Annotated in this window: 14 protein-coding genes; 8 read left to right on the forward strand and 6 right to left on the reverse strand. The window is 67.0% G+C overall.

The window, feature by feature from the left end:
- The first annotated feature begins 30 nt into the window (after positions 1-30).
- Complete coding sequence (locus TW83_RS10530) at positions 31-735, forward strand: CDP-alcohol phosphatidyltransferase family protein (RefSeq protein ID WP_045982728.1); 705 nt, start codon at positions 31-33, stop codon at positions 733-735.
- Here TW83_RS10530 and TW83_RS10535 read toward each other — a convergent pair.
- The 4 genes from TW83_RS10535 to TW83_RS10550 all read right to left on the reverse strand — a co-directional run bounded on the left by TW83_RS10535 (position 732) and on the right by TW83_RS10550 (position 4385).
- The gene (locus TW83_RS10535; protein ID WP_045982729.1) at positions 732-914 is read right to left on the reverse strand and encodes a hypothetical protein; all 183 of its coding nucleotides are present in this window, start codon (positions 912-914) and stop codon (positions 732-734) included. The two genes, TW83_RS10530 and TW83_RS10535, sit on opposite strands and share 4 nt — an antisense overlap.
- A 71-nt stretch (positions 915-985) precedes the next feature.
- Complete coding sequence (gene fucP, locus TW83_RS10540) at positions 986-2278, reverse strand: L-fucose:H+ symporter permease (RefSeq protein ID WP_045982730.1); 1293 nt, start codon at positions 2276-2278, stop codon at positions 986-988.
- Between the two features lie 113 nt (positions 2279-2391).
- Positions 2392-3924 carry an alanine/glycine:cation symporter family protein gene (locus tag TW83_RS10545; RefSeq protein WP_045982731.1) on the reverse strand — a complete coding sequence of 511 codons (1533 nt, stop codon included), beginning with the start codon at positions 3922-3924 and terminating at the stop codon, positions 2392-2394.
- 26 nt (positions 3925-3950) lie between these two features.
- Positions 3951-4385: a universal stress protein gene (locus TW83_RS10550; protein WP_045982732.1), complete on the reverse strand. Its 435-nt coding sequence runs from the start codon at positions 4383-4385 to the stop codon at positions 3951-3953.
- Between the two features lie 355 nt (positions 4386-4740).
- Here TW83_RS10550 and TW83_RS10555 point away from each other — a divergent pair, with 355 nt between their 5' ends.
- From TW83_RS10555 to TW83_RS10585, 7 genes are all read left to right on the forward strand, one after another.
- Positions 4741-6303, forward strand: coding sequence for a 2-isopropylmalate synthase (locus TW83_RS10555; protein ID WP_045982733.1), 1563 nt, complete (start codon positions 4741-4743; stop codon positions 6301-6303).
- Between the two features lie 185 nt (positions 6304-6488).
- Positions 6489-7523, forward strand: a complete 1035-nt coding sequence (locus TW83_RS10560) for a rod shape-determining protein (RefSeq protein ID WP_045982734.1) — start codon at positions 6489-6491, stop codon at positions 7521-7523.
- 23 nt (positions 7524-7546) lie between these two features.
- A complete protein-coding gene (mreC, locus tag TW83_RS10565; RefSeq protein ID WP_045982735.1) occupies positions 7547-8485 on the forward strand; it encodes a rod shape-determining protein MreC in 939 nt (312 codons plus the stop codon).
- A complete protein-coding gene (locus TW83_RS10570) occupies positions 8482-9003 on the forward strand; it encodes a hypothetical protein (protein ID WP_052714834.1) in 522 nt (173 codons plus the stop codon). Before mreC ends, TW83_RS10570 begins: the two co-directional genes overlap by 4 nt.
- 10 nt (positions 9004-9013) lie before the next feature.
- Entirely contained in the window at positions 9014-10960 is a 1947-nt protein-coding gene (gene mrdA, locus TW83_RS10575) for a penicillin-binding protein 2 (protein WP_045982736.1), read from the forward strand.
- Positions 10961-10964: 4 nt separating this feature from the next.
- Entirely contained in the window at positions 10965-12104 is a 1140-nt protein-coding gene (gene rodA, locus TW83_RS10580; protein ID WP_045982737.1) for a rod shape-determining protein RodA, read from the forward strand.
- On the forward strand, positions 12101-13009 hold the full coding sequence (locus TW83_RS10585; protein ID WP_045982738.1) for a glyoxylate/hydroxypyruvate reductase A: 909 nt from the start codon (positions 12101-12103) through the stop codon (positions 13007-13009). The genes rodA and TW83_RS10585 overlap by 4 nt, the downstream gene beginning before the upstream one ends.
- On the opposite strand, the gene TW83_RS10590 is transcribed toward TW83_RS10585, so the two are convergent.
- Together TW83_RS10590 and TW83_RS10595 are read right to left on the reverse strand one after the other, a co-directional pair.
- Positions 13003-13662, reverse strand: a complete 660-nt coding sequence (locus TW83_RS10590) for a DUF2062 domain-containing protein (RefSeq protein WP_052714835.1) — start codon at positions 13660-13662, stop codon at positions 13003-13005. The genes TW83_RS10585 and TW83_RS10590 overlap by 7 nt on opposite strands.
- Positions 13663-13699: 37 nt before the next feature.
- On the reverse strand, positions 13700-15814 hold the full coding sequence (locus tag TW83_RS10595) for a bifunctional (p)ppGpp synthetase/guanosine-3',5'-bis(diphosphate) 3'-pyrophosphohydrolase (protein ID WP_045982739.1): 2115 nt from the start codon (positions 15812-15814) through the stop codon (positions 13700-13702).
- Positions 15815-15841: the final 27 nt, after the last annotated feature.

Here is a 15841-nt window from a genome sequence, read left to right on the forward strand (position 1 = left end):
GTTGGGGGGTTCAACCTGCGATTAAACCGCATGCAGATGCGTCACAAAGCCCTTTCCGTCCATCTTTTGACCGCAACCGGAGCCGTTCTGGCCATGCTGGCCATGCTGGCCGCCGTTCAGGCGGACTGGGCGCTGATGTTCCTGTGGCTGGTGGTGGCCTTCGTCGTCGACGGCATCGACGGCCCGCTGGCGCGACGTTACGACGTCAAGAAGAACTGGCCCGCCTATGACGGCGTGCTGATGGACCTGATCATCGACTATCTGACCTATGTGTTCATCCCGGCCTTTGCGCTGTTCCAGTCGGGGCTGCTGTCGGGCTGGACGGGCTGGTTCGCGATCATCGTGATCGTGTTCACCAGCGTCGTCTATTTCGCGGACACGCGGATGAAGACGCGGGACAATTCCTTTGCGGGCTTTCCCGGCTGCTGGAACATGGTCATCCTGGTCCTGTTCGCGGTCAAGCCGCATTGGACCATCATCCTGCTGATCGTCACGGCGTTGAGCGCCGCGATGTTCACCAACATCAAGTTCATTCACCCCGTCCGGACCAAGCGCTGGCAGGCGATCTCGTTGCCGGTGGCGTTGGCTTGGGTGCTGTTCGCGGGCTGGGCCGCGGTGGTCGACTTTCACCCGGAAAGCTGGGCGAACTGGGGTCTTGTCCTGACCTCGGCATGGCTGCTGGTGGCCGGTGGCGCGCAGCAGATGATCCCGGTACGTCGCCGCCGCCGCCCTTAGGTCGCGCGCAGCCGTCCGGTCAGCCGCCGCAGCAGCGCACGCAGGGTTCCGCCGTGGCGCGTGGCGTTCAATGCGCCGATCTGATGGGGCAGCAGGAACAGCCCCGCGGTGGGCCGCGGCGCACGGCGCGCCATCGCCCGGCCGGCGTCGTCAAGATACAGTCCGTAATAGGCAAGCATGGGGGTGGTCCTTTCGCAGATCCTAACCCCTATGTTGGCGCTATCAGCCCGGCAGGCAACCGCTTGGCTGGTCAATGCTGCGTTGCAGCATCCGCATGGCGGGTCGAGCGCAGGTCGAACAGCCCGAAGGCCGCGACGACCAGGAAGCACAGTCCCGGCACCACATAGGACAGCGCCGCGCCGTGGGAATCCATGACCGCGCCATGGATCAGCGGCACGGTCGCGCCGCCCAGGATCGCCATGACCAGGCCCGCCGCGCCGAACTTGGTGTCGTCGCCCAGGCCGTGCAGCGCGATGCCGTAGATGGTGGGAAACATCAGCGACAGGCAGGCCGATACGGCGACCACCGCCCAGACACCCGCCAGCCCCGGCCCGGTGGCTGCGAACAGGCACAGGCCCGTCCCCGCCACGGCCATCACCGTCAGCAGCGCCGCGGGGCGGATCACGCCCATCACGCCGACCATCACGAAACGGGCGATCAGGAACACGATCAGGCTGGCCTGCAGGTACCATCCGGCCTGCGCCTCGGTCCCGCCAATGGCGGCGATCACGTACTGGATGGTGAAGGTCCAGACGCAGGTCTGGGCAGCCACGTTGAAGAACTGGGCCACCACCCCGAACACGTAATGCCGGTTCGACAGCAGCCGCCGCAGCGTCGGTGCGAACTGAACGCGGGCGGCGTCGGGGGCGATGGATTCGCGGTCGGTCGGGATGCGCAGGAAGGCGATGGCGATCCAGATGACCAGCAGCACGAAGGCCAGCCCCACATAGGGCGTCATGACCGCGGACAGTTCGGCGCGCTGGATCTGCTCCAGCGTCGCGGCGGGCATGGCGGCGCGTTCGGCGTCGGTTGCCGCGTTCAGACGCGGCAGGATCAGCGTCGCGGCCAGGAACACGCCGATGTTCGTGCCGACCGAGTTGAAGGCCTGGGCCAGGTTCAGGCGGCGCGTGGCATTCCCCTCGGGGCCCATCGCGATGACGAAGGGGTTGGCCGAGGTCTCCAGGATCGACAGCCCCCCCGCCAGCAGGAACAGCGCGGCCAGGAAGTACCCGAAGGTCATGGCCTGCGCCGCCGGATAGAACAGGAAGGCGCCCGCCACCGCGCAGCCCAGGCCCGTCAGGATGCCGGTCTTGTAGGAGAAGCGCCGGTTGATGAAGGCCGCGGGCAGGGCCAGCAGGAAATAGGCCCCGTAATAGGCGAACTGGACGAAGGACGCCTGCAGCGTCGACATCGAGAAGATGCGCGAGAAGACCTGGACCAGCGGGTCGGTCATGTTCGCCGCGATCCCCCAGGCCGCGAAGCAGGTCACCAGCAGCGCGAAGGGCAACCGCATTCCGGGATGGACGAAGGGGGGCTTTGGCATCGGGGTTCTCCTGCGCGGACCGGCGCCGTTTGGCACAGATCGTCCGCGCGGACCACCGCGAATGAAAAGGGGGGCGGTTCCCCGCCCCCCTGGTCGCGTCGCTGTCGCGGGCGTTATTCGTACTTGCGGATGTCGCCGGATTTCAGACGGACCAGATAGCGGTTCATCTCGGCCTTGACGACGGGCATCAGCAGGTACAGCGCGATGATGTTGGGGATCGCCATCGCAAAGATCATCGCGTCCGAGAAGTCGATGACCGGGCCCAGGCTGGCCGAGGCGCCGATGACCACGAACAGGCAGAAGATGATCTTGAAGATCAGCTCCTTGGTCTGGCCCTCTCCGAAGAGGAAGGTCCAGGCCTTCAGCCCGTAATAGCTCCACGAGATCATGGTCGAGAAGGCGAACAGCACCACCGCCAGCACCAGCACATAGCGGAACCAGCCGAACGCGCTGCTGAAGGCATCCGACGTCAGGGCAACGCCCGTGTTGCCGGTCACGGTGCGGATCTGATCGCCCGCCTCGTTCAGGACGAACATCCCGGTCGTGGGGTCGGCGATCAGCTGCCCGGTGATGATGATCACCAGCGCGGTCATGGTGCAGATGACGACGGTGTCGATGAACGGCTCCAGCAGCGACACGAAGCCCTCGGTCACCGGCTCCTTGGTACGCACGGCGCTGTGGGCGATCGCGGCGGAACCGATGCCGGCCTCGTTCGAGAAGGCGGCCCGGCGGAAGCCCTGGATCAAGGCCCCGATGGCCCCGCCCACGACGCCGTCATTGGTGAAGGCGCCCGCGAAGATCTGGTAGAACGCTTGGCCGATCATGTCATAGTTCATGACGATGATGATCAGCGCCGTCCCGACGTAGAGCGCGGCCATGAAGGGCACGATCTTCTCGGTCACGCTGGCGATGGATTTCAGGCCGCCGACGATGACCAGGAACACGATGATCGCCATCACCACGCCGGTGATCCAGCCGGGATAGTCGCCCACCACGTTGATCAGCTGGGCATGGGCCTGGTTGGCCTGGAACATGTTCCCGCCGCCAAAACTGCCCAGGATGCAGAAGATCGCGAACAGCACGGCCAGGATGCGCCCTCCCGGCAGGCCACGTTCGGCAAACCCCTTGACCATGTAGTACATCGGTCCGCCCGACACGGTGCCGTCCGCATATTCGTTGCGGTATTTGACGCCAAGCGTGCATTCGGTGAACTTGGCCGCCATGCCCAGAAGACCCGCCAGGATCATCCAGAACGTGGCGCCCGGCCCGCCGATGCTGACGGCCACCGCGACGCCCGCGATGTTGCCCAGGCCCACGGTGCCCGACAGGGCGGTGGTCAGCGCCTGGAAGTGGCTGACCTCTCCGGCGTCGTTGGGATCCGAATAGTCGCCCCTGACCAGCGCAATGGCATGGCCGAAGGCGCGCAGCTGGATCACGCCGAAATAGATGGTGAAGGTTGTGGCCGCGATCACCAGCCAGGCGACGATCCAGGGAAAGCTGGTGCCGGGAAAGTTGGAAAAGATCAGGCTGACGAACCAGCCCGTGGAATTGGCAAAGACCTGGTTCACGGTCTCGTCGATGCCCTGGGCCGCGGCGGGGCCTGCGGCCAGTGCCGCGAGGGCCGCGGCTGTGATGCGTGTTCTCATTGCTCTTGTCCCTGTTGGTTGGCCGGTCACGGCACGATGACCACGGGCACCGGCGCGACCTGCGCCAGCGTCGCCGCGACCGATCCGAAGATGCGCGAGGCAAAGCCCGAATCGCCCATCCGGCCGATGAAGATCATCGCCGCGCCCTCATCCTTGGCGATGCGGCACAGCGTTTCGGCGATGTGGCCGTATCGCAGCGTGGTCGCGCAGGGGATGCCCGCGTCCTCGACCCGCTTGACCATGGGGGTCAGGATGGCGGCTTCGGCGCGCTGCAGCTCCTCCTTGCGGCGGCGGTGTCGTTCCTCGACCTCGCTTGGCGTCAGGAAGCTGTAGGGCGACCATTCCAGAACATGCGCGATCAGGATGTGGTCGCCCTGCGCCTGCGCGCGCGAGATGGCAAAGTCCAAGGCGCGGATCGAGGCATCGCTGCCGTCGAAACCGACGACGATCTTGCGTGACATTCGTTGCCCTCATCTGTTGGTTGTCGTTTTTCGTTGTCGTGATCAAAGGATAGGCAGGCTTGCCGGGCGGGGCCAGACATAAATGTGTCGCTACAATGGCAAAGGTCGGAACTGCCTTGCGGACGGGCGCTGTCGATCAGGGGTTTTCAAGATGCGCGCGGGGGGGCATATTCGCGGCCATGACCCGGATGCGCCACATCGCCACCGCCCGCACCGCGCCCCACGGCGCGCGTCTGGCCGTGCAGCTTCGCGGTCTGCTGCTTCTTACGCTGCGCTGAGCGGGTCTTCCGGGCCGCCGCTCAGACAGGTCAGCGCCCGGGAAACCCCACAGGACCACGTAAGAAGGACCAAGCCAATGACCGAACAGAACCGCGTCGTGATCTTTGACACCACGCTGCGCGACGGCGAACAGTCGCCCGGCGCCACCATGTCCCACGCCGAAAAGCTGGAAATCGCTGCTATGCTGGACGAGATGGGCGTGGACGTGATCGAGGCCGGATTTCCCATCGCCTCGGAAGGCGACTTTGCCGCCGTGTCCGAGATCGCGAAACAGTCGAAAAACAGCGTGATCTGCGGCCTGGCCCGCGCCCAGCTGCCCGATATCGACCGCTGCTGGGAGGCCGTGAAGCATGCCCGCCAGCCGAGGATCCACACCTTCATCGGCACCTCGCCGCTGCATCGGGCGATCCCGAACCTGGACATGGACCAGATGGCGGACCGCATCCACCAGACGGTGACCCATGCGCGCAACCTGTGCGACAACGTGCAATGGTCTCCCATGGACGCCACCCGGACAGAGCATGACTATCTGTGCCGGGTGGTGGAAATCGCCATCAAGGCCGGCGCCACCACGATCAACATCCCCGATACGGTGGGCTATACCGCACCGCGCGAAAGCGCCGCCCTGATCGCCATGCTGCTGGAACGCGTGCCGGGCGCGGACCAGATCATCTTTGCCACGCATTGCCACAACGACCTGGGCATGGCGACCGCCAACGCCCTGGCTGCGGTCGAGGCGGGCGCGCGCCAGATCGAATGCACCATCAACGGTCTGGGCGAACGCGCGGGCAACACCGCGCTGGAGGAGGTGGTGATGGCGATGCGGGTCCGCAACGACATCATGCCGTTCCGCACGGGCATCGACACGACCAAGATCATGGGCATCTCGCGTCGCGTGGCGGCCGTGTCGGGCTTTCCGGTGCAGTTCAACAAGGCCATCGTCGGCAAGAACGCTTTCCTGCACGAATCCGGCATTCATCAGGACGGCGTGCTGAAGAACGTCGAGACCTTCGAGATCATGCGCCCTGCCGATATCGGCCTGACCGAGAACAACATCGCCATGGGCAAGCATTCGGGCCGCGCCGCGCTGCGCGCCAAGCTGGCCGATCTGGGATACGAGGTCGGGGACAACCAGTTGAAGGACATCTTCGTGCGGTTCAAGGCCTTGGCCGACCGCAAGAAGGAGGTCTATGACGACGACATCGTGGCCCTGGTCCTGGACGCCGCTGCCAACACGGCCGAGGATCACCTGCAGGTCAAGCACCTGCGCGTCGTCTGCGGCAGCGACGGCCAGTCCGCCGCCCTGACCATGATCGTGGACGGGGTCGAGAAGCGGGCCGAGACGACCGGCGACGGTCCGGTCGATGCGTGCTTCAATGCGGTGCGGGAAATCTTTCCGCACGACGCGCGGCTGCAGCTGTATCAGGTCCATGCCGTGACCGAGGGCACCGATGCGCAGGCCACCGTCAGCGTCCGCATGGAGGAGGAGGGCCGCATCGTCACCGGCCAGGCCGCCGATACGGACACGATCCTGGCCTCGGTCAAGGCCTATGTGGGGGCGCTGAACCGGTTGATCCTGCGCCGCGCGATGACCGGCCGCGACACTGACGCCAAGCAGATCAGCATGTATTCGCACTGAGGCGCACGGGGGGCATCGTGTCCCCCCTGCACCACCCCCGCGAGAAATGCCGCGGTCGGCCCAATGCGCGCATCGGGGCTTTTCCGGTGCGGCGCGCGGCTCTATACGGGGCCACGTCCGTCAGGGCGATCACGCACCATCAAAACAGGGCAGGCCGGGCCAACCGGCGGGAAAAGGATACGGGCATGGCATTCGGCGGTTTGTTTTCGACCGACATCGCAATCGACCTGGGGACGGCGAACACGCTGATCTATGTCAAGGGCAAGGGCATCATCCTGAACGAACCCTCGGTCGTGGCCTATCACGTCAAGGACGGCAAGCGCGTCGTCCTGGCGGTCGGAGAGGACGCCAAGCTGATGCTGGGCCGCACGCCGGGAAGTATCGAGGCCATCCGCCCGATGCGCGAGGGCGTCATCGCCGATTTTGACAGCGCCGAGCAGATGATCAAGCATTTCATCAAGAAGGTGTTCAAGCGCACGACCTTCTCCAAGCCCAAGATCATCGTCTGCGTCCCGCACGGCGCGACCCCGGTCGAGAAACGCGCCATCCGCCAGTCGGTCCTGTCCGCGGGCGCGCGCAAGGCGGGCCTGATCGCCGAACCCATCGCGGCGGCCATCGGCGCGGGCATGCCCATCACCGAACCCACCGGCAGCATGGTCGTGGACATCGGCGGCGGCACGACCGAGGTCGCGGTCCTGTCCCTGGGCGACGTGGTCTATGCGCGCTCGGTGCGCATCGGCGGCGACCGCATGGACGAGGCGATCATCAACTATCTGCGCCGCAACCAGAACATGCTGATCGGGGAATCGACCGCCGAACGCATCAAGACCAGCATCGGCACCGCCCGCATGCCCGATGACGGGCGCGGCGCGACCCTGATGGTGCGCGGCCGCGACCTGCTGAACGGCATCCCCAAGGAGATCGAGATCAGCCAGGCCATGGTCGCCGAGGCGCTGTCCGAGCCCGTCCAGGCCATCTGCGAGGCCGTGATGGTCGCGCTGGAGGCGACGCCCCCGGATCTGGCCGCCGACATCGTCGACCGCGGCGTGATGCTGACCGGCGGCGGCGCCATGCTGGGCGAGCTGGACCTGGCGCTGCGCGAGCAGACCGGCCTGTCGATCAGCTTGGCCGACCAGCCGATGAGCTGCGTGGCCCTGGGCACCGGCAAGGCGCTGGAGTTCGAAAAGCAGCTGCGTCACGTCATCGACTACGACAGCTGATCGCGCAGGCAGGGAGCGCCTGAATGGCGCAGAAGAGCACCGATTTCGCCACACCCGTGCGCCGCGTCCTGATCGCGGTGCTGGCGCTTGCGCTGCTGGCGGTGTTCCTGTTCTGGCGCATCGACAGCCCGCGGGCCGAGATGATGCGCACGGCGATGATTGACCGCATCGTGCCGCGGTTCGAATGGGCCGTGGCCCCGGTGACCAAGGTCACCCAGATGGTCGCGGGCTTTCAAAGCTATGCGCGCATCTATGAGCAGAACCAGGAACTGCGCCGCGAATTGCAGCGCATGTCCGCCTGGCGCGAGGCCGCCGTCCAGCTGGAGCAGGAGAACTCCAAGCTGATGGCGCAGAACAACGTCCGCATCGACCCGGCCCTGACCAGCGTCACGGGCGTGGTGATGGTCGACAGCGGTTCGGCCTTCCGCCAGTCGGTGCTACTGAACGTCGGCGCCCAGGACGGCATCATCGAGGGATGGGCCACCATGGACGGGCTGGGGCTGGTCGGGCGCATTTCCGGCGTCGGGAACCGGACCAGCCGCGTCGTGCTGTTGACGGACCCGTCGTCGCGGTTGCCGGTGACGGTCCAGCCGACCGGCGAACGGGCGCTGCTGACGGGCGACAACACGCCGCTGCCGCTGCTGGAATTCGTCGAGCAGGCCGACAACGTCCGTCCTGGCGACCGGGTCGTGACCTCGGGCGACGGGGGCGTCTTTCCCGCCGGGGTGCTGGTGGGCCAGGTCGCGCAGGGCAGCGACGGGCGGCTGCGCCTGCGCATGGCGGCCGATTACGAACGCCTGGAGTTCCTGCGCGTGCTGCGGTCGCATCCGGCCGAGGCGGTGGTCGACAGCGCCGCCATCATCCTGGGCCAGGACAGCGGGCTGATCGGGCCGCAGCTGCCGGCCTCTCCGGTCGACGCGGCGGCGGCCAGCGATCCGCTGGACCCGGGTTCCACGCCATGATCCAGCTGCCCAGCCGCAGCTTTGTCCTGGGAACGCTGGTGTTTCTGGCCTCGGTCTGGGCGCTGCTGTTCGTGCGGCTGCTGCCCCTGTCGGCGGGCATCATGGGCTGGCCCGGTCCCGACCTGGCGCTGGCGCTGATCCTGGCCTGGGTGCTGCGCCGCCCCGACCAGCTGGCCGCGCCGGTCATCGTGCTGGCCATCCTGGTCGAGGACGTGCTGCTGATGCGCCCCCTGGGCCTGTGGACCGCGATCGTGCTGCTGGGATCCGAGGCCGCACGTCTGCGAGAGCCCCGTTGGCGCGATCAGCCATTCATGGTTGAATGGTTTCGCGTGGGCGTGCTGATCGGGCTGATGATGCTTGGCTATCGCCTGGTGCAGGTCGTGTTCGTGCTGCAGGTGCCGGCCCTGGGGCAGGTGATCCTGCAGTTTCTGGCGACGGTGGCGGCCTATCCGCTGGTCGTCTTCGGGGCACGCTGGCTGATCGGGCTGCGCCGCCTCGGCCGCGGCGATCCGACATGAGGACAAGGGCATGAAGAAGTCCCAACGCGAGATCCTGGACAGCTCCCGCCAGATCACCCGGCGCGGGCTGATGCTGGCCGGCATCCAGGTGGCCACCGTCACCACGCTGGCGCTGAAGATGCGGTCGATGCAGCTGGACCATGCCGAGGAATACCGCACGCTGGCGGACGGCAACTCGATCAAAATCCGGCTGCTGCCGCCGTCGCGCGGGCTGATCCTGGACCGCAACGGGATCATCATCGCGGGGAACGAACAGAACTATCGCGTCACCCTGACGCGCGAGGAGGCGGGCGGCGACGTCCAGGCCGTGCTGCGCCGCCTGTCGCGGCTGGTGCCAATGACCGACGCCCGCATGGCCGAGCTGATGGAGGAGTTTTCCCGCCGCAGCGCCATCACCCCCATCGTGCTGGCCGACCGCCTGACCTGGGAGCAGTTCAGCGCCATCGCGGTCAACGCCCCGTCGCTGCCCGGCGTCACGCCCGAATCGGCGCTGTCGCGCGCCTATCCGCGGGCGGGCGATTTCGCGCATGTCATGGGCTATGTCGGCCCCGTCAGCGATTACGACCTGTCGCGGATCGAGGACCCTGACCCGGTCCTGCTGCTGCCGGACTTTCAGCTGGGCAAGATCGGCGTCGAGGGCCGCATGGAGGAGATCCTGCGCGGCAAGGCGGGCGCCCGCCGCGTCGAGGTCAACGCCCAGGGCCGCGAGATGCGCCAGCTGTCGCGCCAGCAGGGCGAACAGGGGGCCACGCTGCAGCTGACGCTGGATGCCGCCTTGCAGAACTATGCCGCGCAGCGGATGGGCACCGAAAGCGCCGCCGCCGTCATCACCGACTGCCAGACCGGAGAGCTGCTGACGATCTGTTCGTCGCCCAGCTTCGATCCCAACAAGTTCGTGCGCGGCATCAGCAGCCCCGAATACCGCGCGCTGATGGATCACGACCACCGCCCCCTGGCCGACAAGACGGTGCAGGGCGTCTATCCGCCCGGATCGACCTTCAAGATGGTCACCCTGATGGCCGGGCTGGAGGCCGGGGTGATCGATGCGGGCACCCGGTTCTATTGTCCGGGCTACACCGAACTGGGCGGCCGGCGGTTCCACTGCTGGCGGCGCGGCGGGCATGGCACCGTCGATGCGATCAAGAGCCTCGAGGAAAGCTGCGACGTCTACTACTACGAACTGGCGCAGCGGGTGGGCATCGACCGGATCGCGATCATGGCGCGCAAGCTTGGCTTGGGCCAGCGCCACGACCTGCCCATGTCGGCGGTGGCCGAAGGGATCGCCCCCGACCGCGAATGGAAGATGGCCCGCCACGGCCAGGCCTGGCAGATCGGCGACAGCCTGAACGCCTCGATCGGGCAGGGCTTCGTGCTGGCGTCGCCGCTGCAGCTGGCGGTGATGACCGCCCGCATCGCGTCGGGCCGCGAGGTTCGGCCCCAGCTGATCCGGTCCGTCGACGGCGTGCGGCAGGCGCCGCCCGAATACCCGCCGCTGGACATCAGCCCGGAATCGCTGCGCGTCGCGCGGCTTGGCATGGACGCGGTGATGAACAGCGCCCGCGGCACCGCCCGCGGCGCCCGCATCACGCGCGAGGAATGGCGCATGGCCGGCAAGACCGGCACCAGCCAGGTCCGCAACATCACCGCCGCCGAACGCGCCCGCGGCGTCATCTCGAACGATCAGCTGCCCTGGGCGCGGCGCGACCATGCGCTGTTCGTGGCCTATGCCCCCTATGACGCGCCGAAATACGCGATCTCGGTGGTGGTCGAACATGGCGGCGGCGGATCGGCCGTGGCCGCGCCCATCGCGCGCGACATCCTGCTGTTCGCGCTGAACGGCGGGCTGCCGCCCGTGGACGCCGTGCCCTCGGATCAGCGCGCCGCGCTGGAGGAGCGTCACAACGCCATGCACCTTTACCAGCCCGAGGCCCCGCGCCCCGGCCGCAGCAGGGCGTAAGGCGATGTCCTATCTCGACTATCAGGTGGCGCAGGTTCCGACGGGGTTCCGCAAGGTCCTCTACATCAACTGGCCGCTGGTCCTGCTGATCACCGCCGTGTGCTGCATCGGGTTCCTGATGCTGTATTCGGTCGCGGGCGGCCGCATGGACACCTGGGCGGAACCGCAGATGATCCGCTTTGCCGTGGGCATGGTGATCATGCTGGGGCTGGCCTTCGTGCCGATGTGGTTCTGGCGCGGCATCTCTGTCGCCGCCTATGTGATGTGCTTCCTGATGCTGGTCGCGGTCGACCTGTTCGGGGTCATCGGCATGGGCGCACAGCGATGGATCGACATCGGCCCGATCCGAATCCAGCCGTCCGAACTGATGAAGATCGCGCTGGTCCTGCTGCTGGCGGCCTATTACGACTGGCTGCCGCTGAACCGCGTGTCGCGTCCCTTGTGGGTGATCGTGCCGGTGGTGCTGATCCTGGCGCCGACCGCGCTGGTCCTGATGCAGCCGGATCTTGGCACGTCAATCATGCTGATCGCGGGGGGCGGGATCGTGATGTTCGCGGCGGGTGTGTCGCTGTGGTATTTCGGGGCGGTGATCGGCGCCGCGGTGGGCCTGGTCGTGGCCGTCATGCGCAGCCGCGGGACAGACTGGCAGCTGCTTCGCGACTATCAGTTCCGCCGGATCGACACCTTCCTGGACCCGACCTCCGACCCGTTGGGGGCCGGCTACAACATCATCCAGAGCCAGATCGCGCTTGGTTCGGGCGGGTTATCGGGGCGCGGCTTCATGCAAGGTACGCAGTCGCGGCTGAACTTCCTGCCCGAAAAGCACACCGACTTCATCTTCACCGTCCTGTCCGAAGAGTTCGGCTTCATCGGCGCGTCGTCGCTGCTGGTGCTGTACATGCTGATCCTGGGCTTCTGCCTGTATTCCGCACTCAGCAACCGCGACCGCTTTGCCAGCCTGATCACCATCGGCATCAGCGCGACCTTCTTTCTGTACTTCTCGATCAACATGGCGACGGTGATGGGCCTGCTGCCCGCCAAGGGGTCGCCGCTGCCGCTGGTCAGCTATGGGGGGACGTCGCTGATGATCCTGATGCTGGGATTTGGTCTGGTGCAATCCGCCCATGTCCACAGGCCCCGATGAGGGTCCGGTTCTCTGCCCGCGACGATGCGTGGTCCGAATGGGCCCCGGCCCTGCGCGCGGCCTGCCCCGAGATGCATCTGGACCGCGACGGCGATCCGGCCACGTTCGATGCGATCATCTACGCCCCGGGCGGCGACATCACCGATTTCGCGCCCTACGCCAATGTCCGGCTGGTGCAGAGCCTGTGGGCCGGGGTCGAACGCATCGTGGGCAACGCCACGCTGACCCAGCCCTTGGCCCGGATGGTCGATCCGGGGCTGCGCCAGGGAATGGCGGAATATTGCGCCGGATGGGCCATGCGCGCCCATCTGGGGATGGACCGCTATGCCCAGGACGGTATCTGGCGCAACGGGCAGATCCCGCCGCTGGCCGCCGAACGCCCGGTGGCCGTCCTGGGCATGGGCGAACTGGGACAGGCCGCCGCAGCCATGCTGACCGGCCTGGGCTTTCCGGTCACCGGCGTCAGCGCCTCGGGGCGGGCGGTGCCGGGGGTTTCGGTGCTGCCCATCGCGCAGCTGGACCAGGCCCTAGCCCGCGCGCAGATTCTGGTCTGCCTGCTGCCCGACACGCCCGCCACCCGCGGGCTGCTGGATGCGGACCGCCTGTCGCGCCTGCTTGACGGCGCCTGGCTGATCAATCCGGGACGTGGCACGCTGATCGATGACGAGGCGCTGTTGCGGGGGCTGGACCGGGGGCGGCCGGGGCACGCGGTGCTGGACGTGTTCCGCACCGAACCGCTGCCCCAGGATCACCCGTTCTGGGCCCATCCCGCGGTCACCGTCACGCCCCATATCGCCGCCGAGACCCGCCCTGCGACCGCCGCCCCCGTCGTCGCCCAGAACCTGCGTCGCGCGATGGCGGGACGGCCGCTGCTGCATCTAGTGGACCGCGACCGCGGTTACTGACCCGGACCGCCCTTGGCCCGATCCGCCTTCAGCTGTGCCGCGCGGGCCGAGGCGCGGGCGATGCGCTCTGCCATCTTCTTCTCGCGGCGGCGCTGATAGGCGATGAAGATCGGCACGGTCAGATAATGCGTGATGACCCCCGCGACGGACCCCAGGATGACGCCGCCAACCATGTAGGGCCAGAATACCTGCGCCAGAAAGTCGCTGAGGTTGTACCAGTGCATCTCGGACGGGCCGAACAGGGCGCTGAGGTTGTGCCACAGCTCTCCGGTGGCCTTCGAGAATTCGTGGAAGATGAACTGGGGCGTCAGCTCGCCCTCCTGGCCCAGGATCTCGCGGCCCAGCTTGACCGACATCAGCGCGATGAAGGGCAGGGTCACCGGATTGCCCACGAAGGTCGCCAACAGCGCGGCCAGCACGTTGCCGCGGATGATCCAGGCCACCGCCGCCGCCGACAGGAAGTGGAACCCGAACAGCGGCGTGAAATTCACCATGATCCCCGCCGCGACCCCGCGCGCGATGCGATGCGGCTGGTCGGGCAGGCGGCGCAGCCTGTGGGCCACGTAGGCGCTGGCCCGCCGCCAGCCGCCCGGCGGATAGATCATCTGGCTGGCCAGTTGGCCGTAGCTGCGCGGTTTGCGGCGTTTGAACAAGGCGAACCCGATCCGTGACGGGCAGGGGGCGCCTGCCTCAGGGTTTCAGCGCCGGGTCCCGCACGCGCGAGACCTGCGCGACATCGCTTTCCGCCTCGAGGGCGGTCAGCAGGTTGTGCAGATGTTCATGGTCGCGCAGCTCGACCTCGACCTCGATGCGGTAGAAGTCGGGCTTGCGGGCGATGAACTCCAGGTTCGAGATATTCGCCCCCTGCGCCCCGATCAAGGTGCAGATGCGTCCCAGCACGCCTGCGTCGTGGCGGATCGTCAAATTGAGCACGGTCGAATAGGCGGCGGGGTGGCGCCCCTCGCGCCATTGCAGGTCGACCCATCGGTCGGGGCTGTCCTCGAACTCGGCCAGCACGGGACAGTCGATGGCATGGATGACCACGCCGGCGCCGCGATAGGTGATGCCCACGATCCGCTCGCCGGGCAGGGGGGCGCAGCAGGGCGCGCGCTTGAAGTTCGCGTCGGCCTCCAGCCCCGCGAAGGGGCGCTTGCCGTCGATCTCGTCCTGGTGGTCGGCCAGTTCCGGATAGAGGACGCCCAGGACCTCCTTGGCGGAGTTCTCGGCGCTGCCGATGCGGGCCAGCAGATCCTCGGCCGAGGGCAGACCCATCTGCTTGGCCGCGGTCCGCAGCGCCTTGTCGGTGACCTTGCGGCCCACATGCTCGAAGCTGACGCGCACCAGTTCGCGCCCCAGGCGCATGAAGCGGTCGCGGTCCTCCTCGCGCAAGCTGCGCCGGATCGCGGCCTTGGCGCGGCCGGTCACCACGATGTCCAGCCAGGTCGCCTGCGGCCGCTGCCCCGAGGCAGAGATGATGTCGACCGACTGGCCGTTCTTCAGCCGCGTCCACAGGGGCACGCGGATGCCGTCGATCTTGGCGCCGACGCAGGAATTGCCCAACCGCGTATGGATCGCGTAGGCGAAGTCGATCGGCGTCGCGCCCCGCGGCAGCTGCATCACGTCGCCCTTGGGGGTGAAGCAGAACACCTGGTCCTGGTACATCTCCATCTTGACGTGTTCCAGGAACTCGTTGTGGTCCTCGGTGTCGAACCGGTCGGTCAGCTGGGCGATCCATTCGGCCGGATCGACCGCAAAGGGGTTCCGGGTGCGCACGCCGTCGCGATAGGCCCAATGCGCCGCGACGCCGGCCTCGGCGACCTCGTGCATCTGGCGGGTGCGGATCTGAACCTCGACCCGCTTGCCGTCGCGACCCGATACCGTGGTGTGGATCGAGCGGTAGCCGTTCGATTTCGGCTGGCTGATGTAATCCTTGAACCGCCCCGGAACCGCGCGCCAGCGATGGTGGATCACGCCAAGCGCGCGATAGCAGTCCATCTCGGTCCGCGTGATGATCCGAAAGCCGTAGATGTCGGACAGGCGCGAAAAGGCCAGCTGCTTTTCCTGCATCTTGCGCCAGACGCTGAAGGGCTTCTTGGCGCGGCCGAACACGTCGGCCTCGATGCCCTCCTTCTCCATCTCGGTGCGGATGTCGGCGGTGATCTGGCCGATGATGTCGCCGCTGTCGCGCTGCAGGCTGACAAAGCGGCGGATGATCGAACTGCGCGCCTCGGGGTTGATGACCTTGAAGGCCAGGTCCTCCAGCTCCTCGCGCATCCACTGCATGCCCATCCGGCCCGCGAGGGGGGCATAGATGTCCATCGTCTCGCGCGCCTTCTTGACCTGCTTGTCGGGGCGCATCGACCGGATGGTGCGCATGTTGTGCAGCCGGTCGGCCAGCTTGACCAGGATCACCCGCATGTCGCGGGACATGGCCATGAACAGCTTGCGAAAGTTCTCGGCCTGCTTGGACTGGGTGCTGGACAGTTCCAGGTTGGTCAGCTTGGTGACCCCGTCGACCAGTTCGGCGATTTCCGCGCCGAACATGCCGACGACCTCGTCCTTGGTCGATCGCGTGTCCTCGATCGTGTCGTGCAGCAGCGCGGTCACGATGGTCGCGTCGTCCAGCCGCATCTCGGTCAGGATGGCGGCGACGGCGATGGGATGGGTGAAATAGGGTTCGCCGGAATGGCGGAACTGGCCCTCGTGCATGCGCATGCCGTATTCATAGGCATCGCGGATCAAGGTGCAGTTGCTGCGCGGGTTGTAGTTGCGGACAAGGGCCAGCAGGTCTTCGACGTCGATCATGATGGTGTCGAAGACCTCTGCAGTGTG

It is taken from the genome of Paracoccus sp. S4493 (assembly GCF_000967735.1).
Classification (GTDB): Bacteria; Pseudomonadota; Alphaproteobacteria; order Rhodobacterales; family Rhodobacteraceae; genus Paracoccus; species Paracoccus marcusii.